The sequence below is a fragment of the Brevibacterium sp. LAARM2_SD2 genome (assembly GCF_057364785.1).
The window spans coordinates 42845-63290 of record NZ_JBNFOM010000003.1 but is presented as its reverse complement, the minus strand read 5'-3'; the positions used below and the strand labels follow the sequence as shown (position 1 = coordinate 63290).

18 protein-coding genes and 1 pseudogene are annotated in these 20446 nt (G+C 67.5%); 7 read left to right on the top strand and 12 right to left on the bottom strand.

Annotated features, from left to right (window positions below):
- Position 1: 1 nt before the first annotated feature.
- Positions 2–1069, bottom strand: a complete 1068-nt coding sequence (locus AC2W7K_RS02830; protein ID WP_211978844.1) for a helix-turn-helix transcriptional regulator — start codon at positions 1067–1069, stop codon at positions 2–4.
- 107 nt (positions 1070–1176) lie between these two features.
- Between AC2W7K_RS02830 and AC2W7K_RS02825 the strand changes: the two genes are divergently transcribed.
- Entirely contained in the window at positions 1177–1515 is a 339-nt protein-coding gene (locus AC2W7K_RS02825; protein ID WP_486005728.1) for a VOC family protein, read from the top strand.
- 87 nt (positions 1516–1602) lie between these two features.
- Here AC2W7K_RS02825 and AC2W7K_RS02820 read toward each other — a convergent pair whose 3' ends face one another.
- From AC2W7K_RS02820 to AC2W7K_RS02805, 4 genes are all read right to left on the bottom strand, one after another.
- Positions 1603–2721, bottom strand: a complete 1119-nt coding sequence (locus tag AC2W7K_RS02820; protein ID WP_486005727.1) for a carboxylate-amine ligase — start codon at positions 2719–2721, stop codon at positions 1603–1605.
- Positions 2722–2855: 134 nt separating this feature from the next.
- Entirely contained in the window at positions 2856–3692 is an 837-nt protein-coding gene (locus AC2W7K_RS02815) for a MetQ/NlpA family ABC transporter substrate-binding protein (protein ID WP_211978847.1), read from the bottom strand.
- 87 nt (positions 3693–3779) lie between these two features.
- Positions 3780–4454, bottom strand: coding sequence for a methionine ABC transporter permease (locus tag AC2W7K_RS02810; RefSeq protein ID WP_249121018.1), 675 nt, complete (start codon positions 4452–4454; stop codon positions 3780–3782).
- Complete coding sequence (locus tag AC2W7K_RS02805; RefSeq protein WP_211978848.1) at positions 4451–5425, bottom strand: methionine ABC transporter ATP-binding protein; 975 nt, start codon at positions 5423–5425, stop codon at positions 4451–4453. Before AC2W7K_RS02805 ends, AC2W7K_RS02810 begins: the two co-directional genes overlap by 4 nt.
- A 391-nt stretch (positions 5426–5816) precedes the next feature.
- Between AC2W7K_RS02805 and AC2W7K_RS02800 the strand changes: the two genes are divergently transcribed.
- A complete protein-coding gene (locus AC2W7K_RS02800) occupies positions 5817–7067 on the top strand; it encodes a metallophosphoesterase family protein (RefSeq protein ID WP_344251158.1) in 1251 nt (416 codons plus the stop codon).
- Positions 7068–7188: 121 nt separating this feature from the next.
- On the opposite strand, the gene AC2W7K_RS02795 is transcribed toward AC2W7K_RS02800, so the two are convergent.
- Positions 7189–7413 carry a CDGSH iron-sulfur domain-containing protein gene (locus tag AC2W7K_RS02795; protein WP_198499465.1) on the bottom strand — a complete coding sequence of 75 codons (225 nt, stop codon included), beginning with the start codon at positions 7411–7413 and terminating at the stop codon, positions 7189–7191.
- 5 nt (positions 7414–7418) lie between these two features.
- Entirely contained in the window at positions 7419–8516 is a 1098-nt protein-coding gene (locus tag AC2W7K_RS02790; RefSeq protein ID WP_211978849.1) for an iron-containing redox enzyme family protein, read from the bottom strand.
- Positions 8517–8937: 421 nt separating this feature from the next.
- On the opposite strand from AC2W7K_RS02790, the gene AC2W7K_RS02785 reads away from it, so the two are divergent.
- Both AC2W7K_RS02785 and AC2W7K_RS02780 read left to right on the top strand, forming a co-directional pair.
- Positions 8938–10281: a hypothetical protein gene (locus AC2W7K_RS02785; protein ID WP_486005726.1), complete on the top strand. Its 1344-nt coding sequence runs from the start codon at positions 8938–8940 to the stop codon at positions 10279–10281.
- A gap of 11 nt (positions 10282–10292) precedes the next feature.
- On the top strand, positions 10293–11906 hold the full coding sequence (locus tag AC2W7K_RS02780; protein ID WP_211978851.1) for a hypothetical protein: 1614 nt from the start codon (positions 10293–10295) through the stop codon (positions 11904–11906).
- A gap of 170 nt (positions 11907–12076) precedes the next feature.
- On the opposite strand, the gene AC2W7K_RS02775 is transcribed toward AC2W7K_RS02780, so the two are convergent.
- The gene (locus tag AC2W7K_RS02775) at positions 12077–13192 is read right to left on the bottom strand and encodes a glycosyltransferase (RefSeq protein WP_211978852.1); all 1116 of its coding nucleotides are present in this window, start codon (positions 13190–13192) and stop codon (positions 12077–12079) included.
- Between the two features lie 145 nt (positions 13193–13337).
- On the opposite strand from AC2W7K_RS02775, the gene AC2W7K_RS02770 reads away from it, so the two are divergent.
- The 3 genes from AC2W7K_RS02770 (at position 13338) to AC2W7K_RS02760 (ending at position 15630) form a co-directional block, all read left to right on the top strand.
- Entirely contained in the window at positions 13338–13514 is a 177-nt protein-coding gene (locus AC2W7K_RS02770) for a hypothetical protein (RefSeq protein ID WP_198499459.1), read from the top strand.
- Between the two features lie 69 nt (positions 13515–13583).
- Complete coding sequence (locus AC2W7K_RS02765; RefSeq protein WP_198499458.1) at positions 13584–15110, top strand: hypothetical protein; 1527 nt, start codon at positions 13584–13586, stop codon at positions 15108–15110.
- Between the two features lie 7 nt (positions 15111–15117).
- Entirely contained in the window at positions 15118–15630 is a 513-nt protein-coding gene (locus tag AC2W7K_RS02760) for a GtrA family protein (RefSeq protein WP_198499457.1), read from the top strand.
- 295 nt (positions 15631–15925) lie between these two features.
- Here the strand turns inward: AC2W7K_RS02760 and AC2W7K_RS02755 are convergent.
- From AC2W7K_RS02755 to AC2W7K_RS02740, 4 genes and pseudogenes are all read right to left on the bottom strand, one after another.
- A pseudogene (locus AC2W7K_RS02755) lies at positions 15926–16974 on the bottom strand (DUF6716 putative glycosyltransferase); the annotation flags it as partial.
- 46 nt (positions 16975–17020) lie between these two features.
- Entirely contained in the window at positions 17021–18004 is a 984-nt protein-coding gene (locus AC2W7K_RS02750; RefSeq protein ID WP_198499456.1) for a polysialyltransferase family glycosyltransferase, read from the bottom strand.
- Position 18005: 1 nt separating this feature from the next.
- Entirely contained in the window at positions 18006–19397 is a 1392-nt protein-coding gene (locus AC2W7K_RS02745) for a polysialyltransferase family glycosyltransferase (protein ID WP_198499455.1), read from the bottom strand.
- Positions 19394–20368, bottom strand: a complete 975-nt coding sequence (locus tag AC2W7K_RS02740) for a glycosyltransferase family 2 protein (RefSeq protein ID WP_198499454.1) — start codon at positions 20366–20368, stop codon at positions 19394–19396. Before AC2W7K_RS02740 ends, AC2W7K_RS02745 begins: the two co-directional genes overlap by 4 nt.
- Positions 20369–20446 lie beyond the last annotated feature (78 nt).

The window sequence follows — 20446 nt, the reverse complement described above, 5'->3', positions numbered from 1 at the left end:
GTCAGCGGTGACGTCTCCTGCATTGTGTCATCGCCGGGGCGGAGTCGCCGTAGCGAGTGACGAGTTCGGTGCCGATGCGGGCGAGTTCCGCGCGCACCGCGGGTGGGCCGACGACCTCGATCGTCGACCCCCACCCCGCGAGCTGTTCGGCCAGTGCCGCCGTGAGGTTGGCCCCCACCTCGGCGATGGCCGTGTCCTCATCGGTGGAGATCACGGTGATCTGCCGTCCGAACTGGTGCATGAGGATCGGCAGCACCCAGCGGGGACATCGCACCCGCGCCGTCACTGCCGATCGCAGGGCTTCGACCTCGTCGACGTGAGCCGTCCAGAAATCGACGAGATCGATCTGTCGGTGGAGGTCCTCAGCCGGGCCGGACCGTGACGGTGCCTCTGGCCCGACGGTGACATCAGCGTCGGTGACGGCATCGATCCGGTCGACGGCGAAGGTGCGCACCGTGGCCTCCCATCCCGGTCCGTGGGCGGGCGCCTCGGTGGTGACCTCGTGGGCGACGAGGTACCAGACTCCGGCCTTGGCGACGAGGCCGACGGGACAGATGGTCACCGTGCGTCCGCGGCCGTCCCTGGAGCGATAGCGCATGCGCAGGTGGGTGCGCGACAGCAGCGCAGAGCGGAGCTCGCCGAGGCGTCCGCTCATGTCCGCGGAATCGTCACCCTTACTCGCACGCCCCCACGGGGAGTGGTCGTAGTGGACGGTCGTGGCGAGGATCTCGGCCTCTGCCCGCTGGCTCTCCGGGAGGGCGCGGAGGAGCTTGCGGGTGGCGAGGCGCGTCTGCGGGGAGGCGAGGCCTGCGGTGCCGAGCATCCAGAACAGGGCATGGGCCTCGGGGGAGCGCAGGCCCGTGAGGTCGGTGCGGGCCCCGCCGAGCAGCTGCCACCCGCCGCCGCGACCGGGCTGAACGCTCACCGGAACTCCGGCCGCCGAGAGTGCCTCGAGGTCTCGTCGCGCGGTGGCCACGGAGATCTCGAGCTCGGCCGCCACCTCGGCGGCGGTGACCTTCCCCCGTCTCTGGAGGAGGAGAAGCAGGGCGAGAAGTCGATCTGCGCGCATAGGACAAGTATGCGCCTAAAAGTGATCATAACGTGAGCACTTTGCCTGGAAGAGTTGCTCCCAACGGCAGCCATCGGGGGTGCCGCCGAACCGCACAAGGAGCCGACATGAGCACTCTCAGAGGACTGACGACCATGGTGCTGACCGCCGACGACGTCGAGGAGGCCGCCGCCTGGTACTCCGGGGTCCTCGGCATCGCGCCGTACTTCCGGCAGCCGCCCGACGGCGACCCCGCCTACATCGAGTTCCGCATCGGCCCCGACGAGGACGAACTCGGGATCATGAGCAGAAGCTATGCTCCCGACGGCACCCCGACAGGCAGCAGTTCGGTGACGTACTGGTTCGTCGATGACGTCGCGGCGGTGCTCGCTGACCTCGTCGCGTGCGGGGCGACGGTCCATGCGCCCGTGACCCGCGGGGTGAGGAGTTCGTCACCGCCTCGGTGACCGACCCCTTCGGCAACGTGCTCGGACTCATGCACAGTCCCCACTGGCTCGCCCGGCACTGAGGAGCCCGCCTCGATTCACCGCCGGTCAGCGGGAACCAGGCGCCGGGGTCAGGAGTGAGGCTCGCGCGACGTCATCTGCTCGCCGGCGAAGGCGAGGAGCCCCGACACGCCTCCGCGCGCCAAGGCGTCCCGCTGCCGGTGAGCACCGGTCCCCGGCGTCCAGCAGGCGGCGGACGCCGGCGCGCACGCGTTCGTCATCGCCGTGGGCCGCCAGGGTCGGCTGCGCCCGGTCGACCGCGGCCCACACCGCGGCGGCCGCGGGCACTGACCTCTGCACGTCGGCATCCATGAGGGTCCCTGCGGTGCCGAACCGCGCGGCCTGCCAGTGGGCGACGTCGAGCAGGGCAGTCGGGATCGCTTCGGCCACCGGGTCCTCGATCTCGACCTCGACGAGGGAGCGGATGAGGAGCGCGAGGGTGAGCGCATCGTCGGCGCTCAGCTGCACATCGCAGGTCCTGATCTCCACGGTGCCGTGCCGCGGTGACAGGCGCGCCAGCCAGCCCACCATGGCCTCCTCGCCGATCACGTCGGTGCGCCGGAGCGCTGTGATGTGGGAGTCGTAGTCGGCGGCGTCGGCGAAGTGGGGAGGAGTGCCGTTGACGACCCAGCGGCGGTAGTGGATCGATCGCCAGCTGGCGAAGCCGCTGTCGACGCCTCGCCACACCGGAGAGTTCGCGCTCAGGGCGGTGAGCACCGGCAGCCACCGGCGAATCCCATTGAGCGCGCGCACGCCGGTCTCCTGGTCGGGGACACCGACATGGACGTGCATGCCGTTGATGAGCTGTTCCGCGGCGATCGCCGGGGCCAGCGCCGTCATCTCCCGATAGCGCTCGCCGTCGCTGATCGCCGCAGGCACCTCCGCGAGCTGAGGCGCGGTGCCCAGCGCCGCGGCACTCAGCCCCAGCCGGTCGGCTGCGGCCGTGAGCGCCTCGCGGAAGCCGATGAGTGCGTCGAACCCCTCCGCGGCGGTGCGCAGCACGGGGGACGCATACTCGACCTGGCAGGCGAGCCACTCGGTGGTGATCTGCCCACCGGTCGGCGGGATCGCCGTCAATGCCCTCAGCTGCTCGCTCGTCGGGGCAGCGGGCAGCAGAGTGGCGCGGTCGACGAGGAGGTACTCCTCCTCGATGCCGAAAGCGGACAACTGACCTCCTCGGTGCCCTCATGCGCGTGTGCTGCCCGCGTCGTCTCCCGCCAGTAGGTCATCCGGCGGGGCCGTCTGTCAAGCTCCCGCACCCGCCCGGCAGCGGCGGGTGCGGGTCAGCGGACCGCAGGTGATCAGAAGCTCGGGAGGACCGATCCGTCCGCCCACTTCTCCTCGATGAACTGCTTGACCTCGGGGGAGTGGAGCAGGTCGTTGAGCTTGGTGATGTTCTCGTCGTCCTTGTTCTCCGTGCGGGCGGCGAGGAAGTTGCCGTAGGGGTTGTTCTCCGCCGATTCGAGGAGGATTCCGTCCTCGGCGGGGCTGAGACCGGCCTCGAGGGCGTTGTTGCCGTTGATGACCGAGGCGTCGACGTCCTGGAGGGTCCGTGCCAGCTGCGCGGCATCGGCCTCGACGAACTCGATGTTCTTCGGGTTGTCGCGCACATCGGAGAGCTTCGCGCTGACCGCGTCGACCCCGTCGTTGAGGGTGATGAGCTGGGCCTCTTCGAGCATCTTCAGGGCTCGACCCTGGTTCGCGGGATCGTTGTTGATGCCGATCTTCGCGCCGTCGGGCAGATCGTTGACGTCCTCGACCGTGTTCGAGAACAGGGCGAAGGGCTCGAGGTTGATCGGTTCGAAGCCGGTGATCTCATACCCCTGGCCCGCGATCTCGGAGTCGAGGTACGGCTTGTGCTGGAAGTAGTTCGCGTCGATGTCGCCGTCGGCGAGCGCCTTGTTCGGCAGCGTGTAGTCGGTGTACTCCTTGACCTCGATGTCGAGGCCGGCATCGGCGGCGAGGTTCTCGTCGACGAATCGGAGGATGTCGCCCTGCGGCACCGGGGTCGCCCCGACGGTGAGCGTCGTGACGTCCCCGTCCTGCTGGCCGACGGTGTCGGTCCCGCCGCCCATGAGCCCGCAGCCCGAGAGCAGCAGGGACGCGGATGCGGCGACGGCGATGAGCTTGGTCTTCATGATTCTCCTGGATGTGTGTCGTGTGCTGGTGAAGGTCGGTGGGGCCGAGACCGCTCGGGCCCCGGCTGAGGTGGTGCCGGTGGTGCCTCAGCGGTGGTCGACGAGGCGGGCGATGCGGTCCCCGACGAACTGGATGAGGGCGACGATGACGACGAGGACGATGATGCACGCGATCATCGTGTCCGACTGGTAGCGCTGGTATCCGTAGGAGATCGCCAGCGCGCCGAGCCCGCCTCCGCCGACGGCTCCGGCCATCGCCGTGTACGACACGAGCGTCACCGAGGTGACCGTGGCCGCACCGATGAGACCGGGCAGCGCTTCGGGGATGAAGACCTGCCGGATCACCTGGCCGTTCGAGGCTCCCATCATCAGGGCCGCCTCGACCTTGCCGTCGGAGACCTCCCGCAGGGCGTTCTCGACGAGGCGGGCGTAGAACGGGATCGCCCCGACGGTGAGCGCCACGACCGTGGCCTGCCAGCCGAGAGCGGTGCCGACCATGAACCGCGTGAACGGGATGAGCGCGATCATGAGGATGATGAACGGGATCGACCGGGTGATGTCGACGATGAGCGAGAGCACCCGGTAGACGATCGGGTGCGGACTCAGCCCGCCCTTCGACGTCGTGAACAGCCAGATCCCCAGCGGCAGGCCGAAGAGGACCGCGAGGCCCGTCGACCACACGGTCATGAGCAGGGTCTCGATCGTCGCCGGCCACATCTGGTCGGTGATCGCGGGATTGTCGAACCACATCGGATCGTTCACTGGGCTGCCACCTCCTCGGCGTGGATGCCCTCGGAGGCGAAGGCGATGACGAGCTCCCTGGCCTGCGCGGCGCTCGCCACGGAGAAGCGGATGCGGCCGACCTGACGGTTCTCGACGGTCTCGACGGCACCGGCGAGGATCGCCTCGGCGTCGAGGCCGACGGTGCCCGCACTGCGGAGCACGGCCGGCAGGGTCGTGCCGGCAAGCGCCACCTCGACGATGCCGGCGTCACCGTCGCCGAGTCCGACCGGGGGCAGGGGGACGAGATCCTTGGCCAGGGTCGAACCGGGCTCGGAGATCACCTCGGCGAGCTTCCCGGTCTTCGCGACCCGACCGTCGGCGAGCAGCGTCACGGAGTCGCAGATCTCGCGGACGACGGACATCTCGTGGGTGATGATGAGGACGGTGATGCCCAGCCGGTCGCGCAGGGAGCGGATGAGGCCGAGGATCTGCTCGGTCGTCGAGGCGTCGAGGGCCGAGGTGGGTTCGTCGCAGAGGAGGACCTTGGGTTCGGCGGCGAGCGCCCGGGCGATGCCGACGCGCTGGCGCTGTCCGCCGGAGAGCTGCGCGGGATAGTTGTCGACACGGTCGCCCAGGCCGACGAACTCGAGGAGTTCGCGGGCCTTCGCGTGACGATCGGCCTTGCCGACTCCGGCGATCTGGAGCGGATGGGCGACGTTGTCGAGCGCCGTGCGCGAGTCGAGGAGGTTGACGTGCTGGAAGACCATCCCGATGTTCCGCCGTGCCCGGCGCAGCCCGCTGCCGGTCTGCTGGGTCAGGTCGGTGCCGTCGATGGACACGGTCCCCGAGGTGGGGCGGTCGAGCCCGGTGAGGCAGCGGATGAGGGTCGACTTTCCGGCGCCGGAGCGTCCGACGATGCCGTGGATCTCGCCTGCGGGGACGCTGAGGTCGATCTCCTCGAGCGCGACGGTGTCTCCGAACACCTTCCGCAGGCCGCGCAGTTCGATCACAGGCTCAACTCCTCGTTGTCGTCTCCGGCTCCCCGGCTCGGTGGAGCGGCAGGGGTCCGGAGTGCTTCATGGTTCATGGGGGTGCTCAGTGCTCATGAGCGCAGGACCCGGCCGTGGCCGGATCTCGTCGTCGGCCCGCCGCCTGCGACGGTGGGGCAGGGGCGGGCAGTTCAGCATGTCAAATTGTCCGACTCCCGAGGGGACCCCCAGGACATAAAACGTCGCATTGGCCGGCAACGTGACGAACGCCTCAGTGAACAGATGGGGTCGTGATTTCGTCGGCGAGAGTTACCCCGCGGTTCAGACGTGGGTCATTGTCCGTCCATAGCGTGTCTGCCCGTGGCCTCCCGCGGACCCGTGCGGAGGCGAAGACTTCTCAGAGAGGTGGACGATGAACGACGAGAACCCCCACAGCGCCGAGGCGGCCGGACACGGCGGACGCAGCGGCTGGAACCGGCGCGGCATGCTCCAGGCCGCCGGTGCCACGGCCCTCGGTGCCGGACTGGCCGGCCTCGGGGCGATGCCCGCGGCCGCGAAGCCCGGCAAGTCCAACGGCAAGGGTGCGGGGAACTCGGCGCAGGAGGGAATCGTGCGCAAGGAGCTGAAGTTCTCCTCCTCCGGGGCGTTCACGATCGTCCAGTTCAACGACACGCAGGACTCGCACCGGACCGACGTGCGCACCACCGAACTCCAGAACGCTGTGCTCGACGATGTGAAGCCGAACTTCGTCGTCATCAACGGTGACGTCATCAACGGCGGACCCGGATCGGTGACGGAGGTCAAGCAGGCGATCAACAACGTCGTCCTGCCGATGGAGCAGCGGAAGATCCCGTGGGCGCTGACCTTCGGCAACCACGATGAGGACAGCACCGGCAAGACCGGCTTCGACGAAGCCGACATGATCGCCTTCATCGACCAGTACGAGTACAACCTCAACACGACCGGTGCCGACGTCACCGGCACCTCGAACCAGGTCGTCACGGTCGCGGCCTCGAACGGCAACGCCGACGCGTTCGCGATCTGGCTCCTCGACTCCGGTCGCTACGCGCCCAAGGAGATCGCCGGGCAGAACTTCGACGGCTACCCCGACTGGGACTGGCTGCGCTACGACCAGGTCGAATGGTACGCGGAGACCTCCCGGGGACTGGAGAAGAAGGCCAAGCGCAAGGTGCCGGGCCTCGTGTTCCAGCACATCGCCCTTCACGAGCACCGGGCGATGTGGTTCTCGAGCATCGACTCGCGCACCGCCGGCGACCACGAGCGCGCCGTGAAGAAGCACAGCATCGTCGGGGAGCGCAACGAGGCCGAATGCCCGGGACCGTTCAACTCGGGGATGTTCAACGCGATGCTCGGCCGCGGCGACGTCCGCGGGCTCTTCGTCGGTCACGATCACATCAACAGCTACAGCGGCAACTACTACGGCATCGAACTCGGCTACTCGCCGGGCACCGGCTTCCAGCCCTACGGTCTGCCCGGGGCGGAGAAGAACCGGATGCGCGGTGCCCGCGTGTTCACCCTCGACGAGGGGGCCGAGGGCGTCTACACGGGGTCGGAGATCAAGTTCGCCCGTGACTACGGCATCGACACGAGCTCGGGCAACCAGCCGGGCGAGCCCGCGGAGTTCCCCTCCTACGTGAAGTGAGCTGACCCCGTGAGCTGGCGGGACTGCGCCGTCGCCGATGAGGCGGCGTGTTCGCGGTCCCGCCTTCGCCGTCAGCTCCTGGCCCGGTCCCTCCCGGCAGAGGTGCCGCCTCGGCCCTGCGTCACTCGGGTGGCGGGGGAGCCGGTGCCCGGAAGCCCACGAGGCGGTGGCTGCCATCGCAGAGGGGCGGGATTCCGCTCTTGCCGCAGCGGCACAGGGCGACGACTCCGCGGTCGGTCACGGTGTCCTCGCGACCGGGCCCGGCGAGGATCTCAAAGCTGCCGCGCACGAGGAGCGGACCGTCGGGGCAGGGGGTGATGGTCGCTGCGGGTTCGCTGTCGTCCACGGGAGTCACCCTTTCTCAGGCGCCGTCGGTGTCCGGAGAGAGGTGCGGTCGTTCTGCCAGCTCTCGAGCATGTGGGCTCCCGTCAGATCGTCGAGGTGGAGGCAGGCCCGCGCCCCGAAGAGGATGTCGGCGATGAGGCTCGGATCGTCGTCGGCGGCACCGCCGGCGAGGTCTCTGCCGGCGATCTGCTCGTGCACGGCGTCGGCTTCGACATGTTCGTCGAAGTACTCCGTGACGTCCGCGCCGCACCCGTGCCGACTGAACGCGCGCGAGTAGAGCCGGTTGGGAATCGACGAGGTCATCTCGAACGCTGCGAGATGACCGATGGTCGCTCCCCGCAGGCGCCGGTTGAGCCCGAAGAGGTTCATCGCGTTGAAGGCCGCGAGAGTGAGTGCGGGAACCTCGTCGAGGTAGTGGTCGGGTTCATCGCTGAGGCCGTAGCCGCGCATCGTGCGGGCGAAGATCTCCGCGTGGACCCGGTCGGGGGAGCCGCCGCCGTACTCGTCGGCCTGGATCTCGACGAGTGCTGCCTTGGCGCGTCCCCGCAGGCGAGGGATCGCCCACGAATGGGCGTCGGCCTCCCGGAGCGTGTAGATCGATTTGTGGATGAGTAACTCCCGCAGCTGTTCTGCGGTCGCATGACGCGACGCCCAGGTCGCCAGCGTCGGCTGCGTGACCTCGGCAGTCATCGCGAAGAGGACCTCTGAGACTTCCTCTCCGCTGTTCGGCAACGGGTCCGCCGTGGCGGTGCGCTCTCGCAGGGCGGCTTCGAAGGGCTCCTCGACGCTCCGGCGCAGCGCGATCAGACGCGGATCCCACTCGAAGTCCCCGCGGACGAAGGGGGCGGGTCCGATGTGGAGCAGGTGGAGGAGGAACAGCGACAGCTGGAGGTCCTCGTCGCCGACGATGTCCGGCGTCTCCCGCAGCGCCACCGTGGCCGCTTCGTCAAGGCGCTGCCACAGCGGGGCGGCTTCCTCGCTCTCCTCGTGGGCGAGCACTGCGAGCAGCGCCGCACTCAGCGGCCCTCGCGGTTCGGGGACGCCTCCTGGCAGTGTTGTCGCCGCAGTTGGGTCTGCTGCCGGCTCGATGGGGGTGGTCGTCATCTCTGCTCCCGTCTCTCCCGCGCGGTTTCGTCTCGTCTCAGGGTGCAATCTTCCTTGTTCGATGAAATAGCACGCCAGGCGATCGGTCAAGTGCCATCGCGCCGCGCAGAGGTCGGACCGCCTCGGCGAGTTTCGTCACAGACGAGCACGGGATCGCCAGGTGGGCGCCGTGATGGGCCGGGCCGGCGGCGCCGATGGGATAGAGTCGATGAGGTTGTTTTTCTGCGCGCGGTGACCCGGGCGCTGATTCCTCGAAGGACCTGCTCATGCCCTCGCCCGAAATCCTCTCTGCTCCGACGCACGTCGATTCGACGACGCGTCCTGACTATCGGTCGACCGGGCGCGGATCCACCTTGCGCTGCTCATCGTCGTCACCGGTCTGCTCGCCATCGGCACCTCCGTGGTCTTCGCACCGGGCGGAATGAACCCGGACACCCGATGGCAGCTGCTTCAGGTCCTCGGCAACGAGCCGCTCTCGGACTGGCATCCGGCGATCATGACGATCACCTGGATGTGGCTGGCGGAGCTGACCGGGCACGCCTCGGCGGTGCTCTACGTCCAGGTGCTGCTCATGTTCGTCACCGGGTTCGGGTTCGCCCTCTACCTCTTCGATGTCACCCGGTCGCGGGCCTGGTCCTGGGTCGGTCTGCTCTTCCTCCTCGCCCCGCACCTCTTCACGTACATCGGCGTGCTGTGGAAGGACACGCAGATGGCGGAGATGTTCTTCGCTGCCGTCGTCTGCGCGCTGCTCGCGCAGCGGTTCAAGCGTCTGCGGTGGATTCTGCTCATCATCGGTCTCCTTGCCCTGACGTATGGGACCGCGGTGCGCAAGAACGCGTTCTTCGCCGTGCTGCCGCTCATCTATCTGCTCTCCTTCTCCGTCTTCGCGATCCGCTCCGCGCGTCCGCGGACGACGTGGCGGAAGCGGCTGCTCTCCCCGGCGTTCGCGGCGACGACGGCTGCGGTGCTCGTCCTCGTCCTCGGGTCGGGGGCGATCCTCAACGCGATCTATCAGCCGCTCAAGACCCACCAGGTGTCCCAGGTGATGCTCGACGACGTCGTCTTCACGGTGCCCGGCTCGGAGCTGAGGACCACCGAGATGGACCCGCAGCTGCGGGAGAACCTCCTGGCCGCCCAGAAGGTCTGCCGGGAGAAGGACGCCTATGAGGACTCCTACTGGCGCTGCTACGGGCGCGGGGCCGACGGGATCTACACCGCGATCGAACATGTCGACGAGCTGCAGGACCTGTGGATGCGGACGGTGCTCACGCGACCCGACCGCTACCTCCTCTACCGCACGCAGACCTTCTCCCATCTCCTCTTCGACAACTACACCGACTGGGACGGCACGACGGTCGAGAACGACCTGGGCTGGGAGACGAAGTACAAACAGGCCAACGATGCCGCGGAGACCTACGTCGAGAAGTTCGGGGCGCGGGATCTCTCGTGGCTGTTCACCGGGTGGTTCTGGCTGCTGGCCGCGGTGCTCGGCCTCGTCTGCCTCCGTCATGTCCGGCGCCTCGAGGCCTCATCCGGTCTCGCCCACCTGACGACGACGGTGACAACCCTGAGTCTGTCCTCGCTCATCTACATCGTCGGGTACTTCCCGATCGTGCCGGCCAACCACTTCCGCTACATCTACTGGCCCGCGCTGGCGATGAGCATGGCCGCCATCATGCTCGCCGCCGCCGGCTCGCTGGCGTGGAAGGCGAAGCGCCGATCCGAGCCGGGTGCCGGAGCCGACCCGGCTGAGCCAACCCCCTGAAGGATCCCCACATGCACTCTGCCGACCACCCGACGTCCGACCGGCCTGCCGCGGCGCTGCGACCCGACTACCGCTCTGCCTCGGCCCGGATCCATCTGGCTGTCCTCGGCATCGTCGCGCTCGTGCTCGCGATCGGCACCAGTCTCGCCTTCGCGCCGGGCGGCATGTATGCGGACACGCGCTGGCAGCTGCATCAGGTGCTCGGCAACGAACAGCTCTCGGATTGGCATCCGGCGATCATGACGATCACGTGGACGTGGCTGTTCGACCTCACCGGACACGCCTCGGCGATCCTCTACGCCCAGGTGTTCCTCATGTTCGGCATCGGCCTGGGCTTCGCGCTCTACCTCTACGACGTCACGCGGTCCCGTGCCTGGTCGTTTGCGGGGTTGGGATTCCTGCTGCTGCCGAACATCTTCACCTACATCGGTGTGCTGTGGAAGGACACGCAGATGGCGGAGGCGTTCTTCGCCGCCGTCGTCTGCGCGCTGCTCGCGCAGCGGTTCAGGCGCCTGCGCTGGCTGCTCCTGGCTGTCGGTCTTGTGGCGCTGACTTACGGCACCGCGGTGCGCAAGAACGCGTTCTTCGCCGTGCTGCCGCTCATCTGGCTGCTGGCGTTCTCGACGTGGACGATCTGGTCGGCCCGGATCGCGCGCTCGTCGCAGCGCGCCGAGGCGGAGGCGACGGCGACCTCGGGACCGTCTCCGGCTGTCGCAGAGGTGGCCGCCGCCGAGTCCGGACAGCGCGCCGAGGCGGGGCGGCCGCTGTGGAGGCGGATCCTCGCTCTGCCGTTCGTCGTCCTCACGGGAGCGGTGCTCGTCCTCGTCATCGGTTCGGGGGCGATCCTCAATGCGGTGTATCAGCCGCTCAAGACGCATCAGGTGTCACAGGTGATGCTCGACGACGTCCTCTTCACCATTCCGGCTGCCGAGCTCAAGACCCTCGACACCGACCCGGATCTGCGGGACCGGCTCGTCACCGCGCAGGCCAAGTGCCGTGAGGCGGGGTCGTACGAGGACGCGTACTGGCGCTGCTACGGGCAGGGGGCCGACGGCATCTACACGGCCATCGACCACACCGAGGAGCTCCAGGACGTCTGGCTGTCCGAGGTCGTCACCCGTCCCGATCGCTACCTCATCTATCGCACGCAGACGTTCTCGCATTTCCTCTTCGACAACTACGCCGAGTGGGGCGGAACGATCGTGGAGAACCCGATGGGCTGGGAGGTGAAGTACAAGCAGCTCAACGATGCCGCGCAGACCTATGTCGAGAAGTTCGGCATGGAGGACCTGCCGTGGCTGTTCACCGGCTGGTTCTGGACGCTGCTGTCCGTCGTCGCCCTTGTCGCCCACCGGCGGATTCGCCGCCTGGGGGAGGCCGCTGGCTGGGGGCACCTGTCGACGGCGGTGACGGCGATGAGCCTGTCGACGCTGATCTACGTCGTCGGCTACTTCCCGATCGTGCCGGCCAACCACTACCGGTACGTCTACTGGCCGGCCATGGTGATGACGATGTGCGCGATCATGATCGCTGCCGCCGCACAGATGGCGTGGAGGGCGAAGCGTCGGAGGACCGTGAAGGTCGACGCAGGCGCCGAGGCGGGGCGAGGGAACGACGACGTCTGACGGCCCGTGAGGTGAGGCGGCCGAGGCAAGCGGTCGTCCGAGAGCAGAGAACGCCCCTTCCTGATGGACGGGGCGTTCTGTGATGCGGGGGCTGGGACTGGCCCTAGTCGCTGGGACCGGCGCCGTATCGCTGGAGCTGTGGAGCGGAGCCGGATTGTCGGGCGGTCGACTCAGGGGCGGGTGACGTGCAGCCGGTTCCGCGGTGCGGTGCTGCTCGACCCTGACTCCGACGCCGACTGCGGCTTCGGGGACGTCTCGCTCGACTCCTGGGCCGGGCGCTCGATGGGCGCGTCGCGCTCGTCCCGGTCGTCCGATACCGGCGTGGCGGACTTGAGTTCCGGGATGACCGGGGCGACTGCCTGCAGGCCGAGGTAGTGGAGGCGCGCGAGCTCTCGACGACCACGGCGGATGCCGTCGAGGATGAGTCCGATGCTGCCCATGAGGATCGCCAGGAGCATGAGGATCGCTGCGAGGAACGCCGTCGGGAAGCGGGGGACGAGGCCGGTGTTGAAGTATTCGACGATCACCGGGATGCCGAGGATGAGCGAGAGCGCGCCGAAGATCAGCGTGAGCAGGCCGTAGTAGAGCCGGGGCCTCTCGTGCTGGACGAGCTGGGTGATGAGGCCGAGGATGCGGAAGCCGTCTCCGAAGGTCGAGAGCTTCGACTCGCTGCCGTCGGGGCGGTCGCGGAAGCCGACGGGGTATTCGGCGCTCGGCAGGCGCAGGGCCATCATGTGGACGGTGAGCTCGGTCTCGATCTCGAAGCGCTTGCTGATCGCCGGGAACGACTTGACGAAACGACGGGAGAAGACCCGGTAGCCCGAGAGCATGTCGGTGACATGCGACTTGAACAGGCGGCTGGTGAGCCGGTTGAACATCTTGTTGCCCGACTCGTGACCGGGCCGGTACGACGAGGTCTCCTGGGTGTCCTGCCGGACCCCGAGCACATGATCGTAGGGTCCCTCGAGGAGCAGATCGATCATCGCCGGCAGATCGGCGGCCTCGTACGTGTCATCGCCGTCGATGGTGACGTAGATGTCGGCTTCGATGTCGGAGAACGCCCGGCGGATCACGTTGCCCTTGCCGGTGAAGTACTCGTGGCGGACGACCGCACCGGCGGCGAGGGCCTCCTCGACGGTGCGATCGGTGCTGTTGTTGTCGTAGACGTAGACCGTCATCTCGGGAACTGCGGCCGAGAGATCACGCACGACCTTGCCGATCGTGATCTCCTCGTTGTGGCACGGCACGATCGCCGCGATGCGCAGTCCGGTGGGACGGTCGGTCATATGAAGCTCCTTGGGGATGCCGTGAGTGCGTGCGAGGGTGCACAGGGCTCCGGCAATTATAGCCAGTTGCCAGGATCGACACACCGGACGCTCAGCTTCCTCGTGGGCGTCACCAGGGGCGGCGGCCCGCGGGCGAACTCCACCTGTGGTGAAGCGCACAGGCGCGGGCGGCGGACAGCCGTCTTCGGCGGTGCCGGACGACGACGTCGCTCTCACCCGATCGGTGCTGCATGGCGAACAGGTGAAGTGTCGAGGAAGCATCTGTGAAGTCGTGCGGATTCCGGCGCTGCGCGCGGTCGGCGCGGTTACGGTGGTCGCTTGACTGAGTCACCGGGCCCGGCGACTGCGCGGCCCGATCCCCGACCTCGACATCAGTCGCTGAGGAGCCCCCATGAACTCTGCGCGATCGATAGCCCGTTCGGGCTGGGTGTGGGACGTCGTCCTCGGTGGCCTGAGCATCGGGTGGGCTGTCGTCTTCGTGCGCCTCTACGCCCCCGGTCGCGTCAACGTCGACATCGCCAACCAGTACGCCCAGGCGACGGGCGCGATCCCGTTCTCCGACTGGCACCCGCCCGTCATGGCCGTCGTGTGGCGCGGCCTCATCGACCTCACCGGTGAGCAGGCGAGCCTGTTCGTCCTCCAGACCGGTCTCATCGCCGCGTCGTGCTGGGTGCTCGGTGTCATCATCCACCGCTGCGGCGCGCCGAGGTGGGTCAGCCTTCTTGGTCCCGCCGTCATGGCGACCCCGTGGACGCTGTCGCAGATGTCGATGCTGTGGAAGGACACGCAGATGGCCGCGGCGCTGCTCGCCACCGTCATGCTGCTCACCGTCGCCCGCCTCGTGCCGAAGACGTGGCTGCTGTGGGTGCCGGCGCTCGGTCTGCTCATCTACGCGGTCGGACTGCGCAAGAACGCCGTGTTCGCGATCATCCCGATCGCCGTCTACCTCGGGTGGTGCCTCGTCACGGCACTCGCTGCGCGGCGGAGTCGACGTCGCGAGACGCCCGGTTTCGAGGCGCCCCCGTCTCGCCGGACACGGGTGCGCTCGGTGCTCGCCACCGCCTCGGCGGGAGTCGTCGTCCTCATCATCCTGGTCGGCGGGGTGAAGGCCAGTGACGCGATCATCGCCGCCCGCTACGATGTCCAGCCCACCGGGCAGATCTCACAGGTCCTCCTCGACGATGTGATGTTCTCAGTGCCCGACAAGGAGCTCATGGCCTCCGACGCGCCCCCGGAGCTCAAAGCGAAGATCGGTCAAGCCCGTCCGAAGTGTCTGCAGATGGGGGAGATCTGGGATGCGTACTGGAACTGCTACGGCAAGGGCGCGACCGGTGAGAACTTCAGCCCGATCGCCGACCAGGACGCACTCAGGCAGCTCTGGCTGGACACCGTCATCACCCACCCGCTGCGCTACGCCGAGTATCGGGCGACCGTGTTCTCCTATTACTTCTTCTCCTCCAGCCTCGAGTACTGGCCCGCGGAATGGCATGGGGAGGGGACGAAGGTCGGCATCGCACAGGGCGATGAGAAGGCCGACTACCTCTTCCGCCCGTATGTCGAGGACTTCGCCCTGGCCACGTTCCCGATGGTGTTCAAGCCGTGGTTCTGGTGTCTGCTGGCGGTGCTCCTCGTCGTCGCCGCGCGTCACCTGAGACCAACCGATCGCGCCGGGGTGGCTTGCTCCGGAGGCCCTCGACCGGCCCCCAGCGTCGTCCCGGAGATCGTGATGCTCGCCACCTCGGCGCTGTGCTATGTCGCCGGTTACTTCCCGATCGTGCCGGCCAACCACTTCCGATACACCTTCTGGCCTGCACTTGCGGTGACGGTCGGCGTGGTCCTCGCCCTGGGAATGTGGTCAGCGCGACGTCGAATCGCACGAGCACGTTCAGCGAGTCCGGAAGCGGACGACTTAGAGTAGAGCTGTCATGCAAGAGTCTGTCTCGATCCGGCTTCGGCACCTCGCGGTGGAAGCCTTCAAATTCCTCACCGTCGGCGGCGTCGGTTTCATCGTCGACGTCGGACTCTCGAACCTCCTCACCTACGGGCTCGGCCCAGTCCCCGCGCTTCTCGAGGGCAGCCCCATCAAGGCGAAGATCATCTCGACGATCGCCGCGATGATCGTCGTGTGGATCGGCAACAAGCTGTGGACCTACGGTGATCGCACCACGGACTCCAATGTCCGCGGCATCATCCTCTTCATCGCCGTCAACCTCGCCGGCATGGCGATCTCCGTCATCCCGCTCGGCGTCACGTGGTACCTGCTCAACATGCGCGACCAGCTCACGTACAACATCTCGACGAACGTCATCGGCATCGCCCTGGCCATGGCCTTCCGGTTCTATGCGTACCGGACGTGGGTGTTCAAAGAGGCATCCCCTGCCGCCGAGGTGGTCGTCGAACTCGACGAATCGAGCTCGGTCACCGACGACCGCAACTGAGAGTCACGCCCCGCTCCTGGAGCTGTCGAACGTCGTTTTGCGTCCCGATGCGGCGTGCTCAGCGGCCGTACCGGATGCGGCGGTAGGCCCTGACGATGACAGGCGGGGTGAAGATGCGGGCTTCGGCGCGCAGCAGCATCCGCTTCTGCTTGAGCACGGCCTTCCGGCGATTCGGCAGCTGACCGGTGCGGGACCGGGTGGCGAGCAGGCCGAGACTGCGTCTCAGACTTCCGTCATCGATGTGGAAGTAGTTTCTCGCCAGCCACTCCTCGCTGGGAAAGCCGATCCTGCCCGCCGCGACATCGGCGAGACTGCCGGTCGCGCCCGAATCCGCGAAGACCTCGTTGAGCAGTGCCCGGTCGAAGCCGAAATCCGCGATGAGCAGAGTGGGAATGCCGCGGTCGATCGATTCGAGTGCCGCCGTGGACGAGAGCGTGACGAGCGCCGAACCGGGGGTGAGGAACGCCGTGAGCGGACCGTAGCCGATCTCGAGTCGATCGGCTCCGGGCACCTCGCGAGCCTTGAGCTCGTCGATGATCTCGAAGTACGAGTGCTGCTCGCGGTGCGTTTCGTGCTCGCCGGCCGGGACCGCATCTTCACGACAGTGCGGGAATCCGGGTGCCGGAGGGCGAACTCCGCGAGGGCGGCGATGATCGACTCCCGCTCGGCGGCTGAATCCGGCACCTTCGCCTGTGGGGCGAAGACCAGGGTCGTCGGCGCTGTTGTCGGTGACCCGGCGACCGGGCGCTCCGGTACCCCCGGCGACCGCAGCATCGGGAGGCGGGCGAGGAGGATGTCGGCGGGCACCCGTCGCAGCGCGCTCACGGCCCGGTACTCGTCCACCTCGGTGAACGAGTGGGCGAGGAACGCATCCATGAGCCTGCGGTAGTTCATCCCCTTGCCGCTGGCCGGCAGTCCCATCCCGGGCAGTCCCGAGACGAGCGCGGGACGCGGTTCGAGTGCACTGGCCGTGAGGAACAGCTGGGCGACGATGGGACCGGTGGCCGCACCGAGGACGATGTCGGGGGCGTGATTGGCGATGACCTCGCCGAGTTCGCTGCGGCTGATGATCGGAACCTCATGGCCCTCCCACGCGGTACCGGCGATCGCATGGGTGATCTGCTCGTTCGTGGGCAGGATCGGATTGTCGATGAGGTAGACGTGGGCTTCGACATCGGGCAGTGTGCTCAGCAGCTGAGTCGCCCATTTGAGGTACGACTCGCTGTCGGAGACGGAGACGACGCTGATCGTCTCCCGATCCGTGCGGGCGGACGCGGAGTTCTCGGCACCGACGGGGCGAACAGTGTCAGCGGGAGTCGCCGGGGTGCCGGCAGGATGCGGCATGACGGTGTCGGCCACCGGAGTCTCGTGCTCGGAGGCGTGAGGGGAATCAGGAATCGAGATCACCGGCCACAGTCTGCGCATTGAGGGACGTACGCAGACTATCGGGAGACGTCCCGGTCCACCATTCGCCGGGAATCTCCGTGACATCGATGCGGACATCGGGGTTGAGCACCGCGAGGGAGACTGCCGCCGTGCTCGGGAGGCTGCGGATCACCGATTCGGCCGGCAGGTTGATCAGACGCAGTTCGATCGGCAGTCCGACGTGTTTGATCCGCACCCGCTCGTCAGCTCCGAGCTTCGTGAGGAACTCCGCGGACTCCCGACGGTGCGGGTAGTAGGTGATCGGGCCGGCGGCGAGCAGACCGTCGAGCCAGGCGAGGTAGGCCTCTTCGCGGATGAGTCCGTCAGCGGCCAGCGAGGACCCGATGACCGGAGTGTCGCGCGAATGGCTGCCGCCGGTGGGCAGCGACTGGAGGTGTTCGAAGCGATGCCGGGTGATCTCCGCCCCGGTGCGCAGAAAGGCGTTGCGCAGCGCCTTCGGCACGGGAAGTGCGGTGTGCCAGCGGAGCTTGCCCCCGGACGCCAGGCCGCGCAGCCGGTCGGCGACATAGGCGGCCATGACCTCCCGGGACGGTTTGAGCTTCTGACGCGGGCGCACGAGCGGACCCCGCTTGGCGGCGAGGGTCTCGATCGTCGAATACGTCGCCAGCCCGTCATCGAGGATGACGATCTCCGGCATCCGCCTCTCCAGATACGCCATCGACAGCGCTTTGTGCACCTGGCCCGAGCAGGCGTCACCGATGTAGATCCTGGTCGGCGACATCTTCCTCAGGATGCCCGGCTTGGCTCCCTCACGTTCGAGGCGAACGCGCTTGGGCAGCCAGGCAGGGTCGAAGGCGTCGAGGAACGAGGTCATCCCCTTGGCATTCGCGCGAGCTCGGATGAGCAGCTCCTCGTGCGGTTCGTGCGCTTCGAGCGCGGAGAGGAACTGGAGAGGCGATTCTGCGAAAGCGATCGCCGTGCGAGCCATGTCAGCGGCGTCCGGTCAGCTTGGCGACGTCGATCTTGATCCCACGGCGGTCGAGCTTCGACAGCGCGGACTTCGCATTCTTGCGCAGGATCCGCTTCCCCGTGCGCAGCACTCGTCCGCGGTTCGACGCCTCGAGGCTGCCCGGCAGATCGAGGCGGGTGAGGCGCTTGCGCTTGAAGTACACCATGTCGCCCGTACCGACAGCCGCCGTGAGGAAACGCTCGGCGGGTTCCCGCAGGTGAGTCATGATGGTCGACTGCATGCAGTAGGTGACGGCGTCGATAAGGGCGTTGAAGTCCCTGAGTCCGCGGCCGCCCGGGCGGTCCTCGAGGACATAGCCGCCGCGATTGAGCGCATCGACGATCGTCAGCGGGATGCGGTTGCTGTTCTGATACGGGGCGATCCGCTCGAGGAGCAGCTCCGTGCCGACGACAGCGGTCGCGGTTCCGTACAGTGCCTGGGTGGTCACTAGCCCGGTGGAGAAGCACGAGACGACGAGCCGCGGCTGCGTCCGCGATGCCACCACCTCGGCGAGGACGGGCACATCGGCGAGGACGAAGCGCAGGCCGAGGGCCTCCGCGCGCCGCCTCAGCGGTTCGGCGACGGTCCGGGCGGATGTCGGGTGGGGCTTGAAGATCACCGTGCCCACTCCGCGCTTCTTCACCTCGTCGAGCATGTCGAGGTGGAGCTGGATCTCCTCCTCCTCGGTGATGAGCTCGATCTCCGCAAGGTACTGGCCGAGGACCAGGGCGCTGTCGTCGATCGGGGCCGACAGGCCAGCGGCGGTCAGGGCGTCGTCGGATTCCCGGGCCATCTCCTCGATGACCGGACGAAGTTCGTCGACGGTCAGGGCGATCCGATTCGGAGCGTGTTCGGCGAGCTGTCGGGGCATGACTCCGGGCAGCAAGTCGGTGTAGTGGACGTTCTCGAGGCGCTGCCAGAGCGGACGTCCGAGCGGATTGCGGACCGGTCCGTAGCTCATCAGGCCGTCGGAGTGCACGGAGATCGGCGCGTCGGCGAAGACCTGGGTGAGCGCGTGGGCCGGGTGACCGGGCAGCGACTCGACGACAAGCGAGATGTCCTCGTCGGGGGAGAGCGACCACAGGTGTTCGAGCAGCGTGCGCATGATCGGTGCCCGCGTCGGTGAGATGCCGAACTGCTTGGGGTGGCTCGGCCAGATGGCGGCATTCCAATCGACGACCGAATCGAACCGACTGAGCAGGGTTGCGGCGCCGAGCAGGTCGATCGCCGACGGGGTGATCTCAGGCGCGTAGGCGTTGTTGGCGACCACGAGGATGCGGCGCTCGTCCGCCGGCCCGAAGTGACCGGCGTCGATGTTCGCGGCCACGTTGGCGAGCTGATACAGGGTGGAGACCTGGATGAGCTGTGTCATGCCTGTGCCCTCCTCAGAACCGGGGCGATGACCGGAACGCGGTCGTCGCCGAACTTCTCGACCACCCGATCGACGAGTTCGGGTTTGATCATCTTGACGTTCGTCGTCGCACCGGCGAACAGCTTCTGCTTCACCTCGGCGGTCATCTGGTCCGACCGTTTGACGAGCTGGTGGTAGAGGATCGACAGGAAGTTCCGCACGGCCTTCGTTTCGAACTCGTCGATCTCCGGATCGCTCTCGAGCATCGCGAAGACAGTCCGGAAGGCCGGGATGAAGTCGAGCTGCCGTTCGTCGTAGATCGAGGTCAGCGACGTCGACATTCCCTTGCGATAGCACAGGCCCGCGGAGTTGATGACGGCGAACGAATCCGACTCGAGGTGCTGTCGCCACGTCCAGGGGCGGTCCTCGCAGGTTCGCAGGGCGGGATCGAAGGTGAGCAGGCCGCGATCGGCCATGCTGCGGGTGAAGATGCCTGTCCAGCACGCCGGGTAGTCGACCATCGTCGGCATGTTCGCGGGCATGATGTAGTCGCGCGGATTCAGCGGACGGTTCCGGAGAGCACAGGGCGCCTGATTGAGGCTGCGCTTGGTGCCTTCGACGAGCACGTAGTCGATCTTGACGAAGTCGACGCCGAGCCCGGTGATCGCATCCGTCATCTTCCGCAGGTGACCCGGCGCGTACCAGTCGTCACCGTCGAGGTAGGTGATGGTCTGGCCGGTGGAGGCCTCGAGCGCGAGGTTGCGCGATGCCGAGACGCCGAGCGAGGTGGGGTTCTCGATCGTCACCATATTGAGCTTGTCCTCGTATTCGGCGATGACCTCGGCCGAATGGTCGTCCGATCCGTCGTTGACGACGAGGACTTCGAGTTCATCGGGGGTGAACCCCTGCATGGTCAAGCTCTTGAGACTGCTCCCAATGGTCTGTTCGGCGTTCTTCGCCGCGATGATGACGCTGGTCAGGGGAGTGGTCATGGGGTCCTTTCGCTGCTGAGCACGGCCGCAGGGGAGTGCCGCACGTGCATGGGCTCAGACGATGGTAGACATGACTGA

What these genes read in the sequence shown, in the direction of transcription:
- AC2W7K_RS02830 (WP_211978844.1), bottom strand. Translation starts at nt 1,069, where the DNA reads ATGCGCGCAGATCGACTTCTCGCCCTGCTTCTCCTCCTCCAGAGACGG.
- AC2W7K_RS02825 (WP_486005728.1), top strand. Translation starts at nt 1,177, where the DNA reads ATGAGCACTCTCAGAGGACTGACGACCATGGTGCTGACCGCCGACGAC.
- AC2W7K_RS02815 (WP_211978847.1), bottom strand. Translation starts at nt 3,692, where the DNA reads ATGAAGACCAAGCTCATCGCCGTCGCCGCATCCGCGTCCCTGCTGCTC.
- AC2W7K_RS02800 (WP_344251158.1), top strand. Translation starts at nt 5,817, where the DNA reads ATGAACGACGAGAACCCCCACAGCGCCGAGGCGGCCGGACACGGCGGA.
- AC2W7K_RS02790 (WP_211978849.1), bottom strand. Translation starts at nt 8,516, where the DNA reads ATGACGACCACCCCCATCGAGCCGGCAGCAGACCCAACTGCGGCGACA.
- AC2W7K_RS02785 (WP_486005726.1), top strand. Translation starts at nt 8,938, where the DNA reads ATGAACCCGGACACCCGATGGCAGCTGCTTCAGGTCCTCGGCAACGAG.
- AC2W7K_RS02780 (WP_211978851.1), top strand. Translation starts at nt 10,293, where the DNA reads ATGCACTCTGCCGACCACCCGACGTCCGACCGGCCTGCCGCGGCGCTG.
- AC2W7K_RS02775 (WP_211978852.1), bottom strand. Translation starts at nt 13,192, where the DNA reads ATGACCGACCGTCCCACCGGACTGCGCATCGCGGCGATCGTGCCGTGC.
- AC2W7K_RS02765 (WP_198499458.1), top strand. Translation starts at nt 13,584, where the DNA reads ATGAACTCTGCGCGATCGATAGCCCGTTCGGGCTGGGTGTGGGACGTC.
- AC2W7K_RS02760 (WP_198499457.1), top strand. Translation starts at nt 15,118, where the DNA reads ATGCAAGAGTCTGTCTCGATCCGGCTTCGGCACCTCGCGGTGGAAGCC.
- AC2W7K_RS02750 (WP_198499456.1), bottom strand. Translation starts at nt 18,004, where the DNA reads ATGGCTCGCACGGCGATCGCTTTCGCAGAATCGCCTCTCCAGTTCCTC.
- AC2W7K_RS02745 (WP_198499455.1), bottom strand. Translation starts at nt 19,397, where the DNA reads ATGACACAGCTCATCCAGGTCTCCACCCTGTATCAGCTCGCCAACGTG.
- AC2W7K_RS02740 (WP_198499454.1), bottom strand. Translation starts at nt 20,368, where the DNA reads ATGACCACTCCCCTGACCAGCGTCATCATCGCGGCGAAGAACGCCGAA.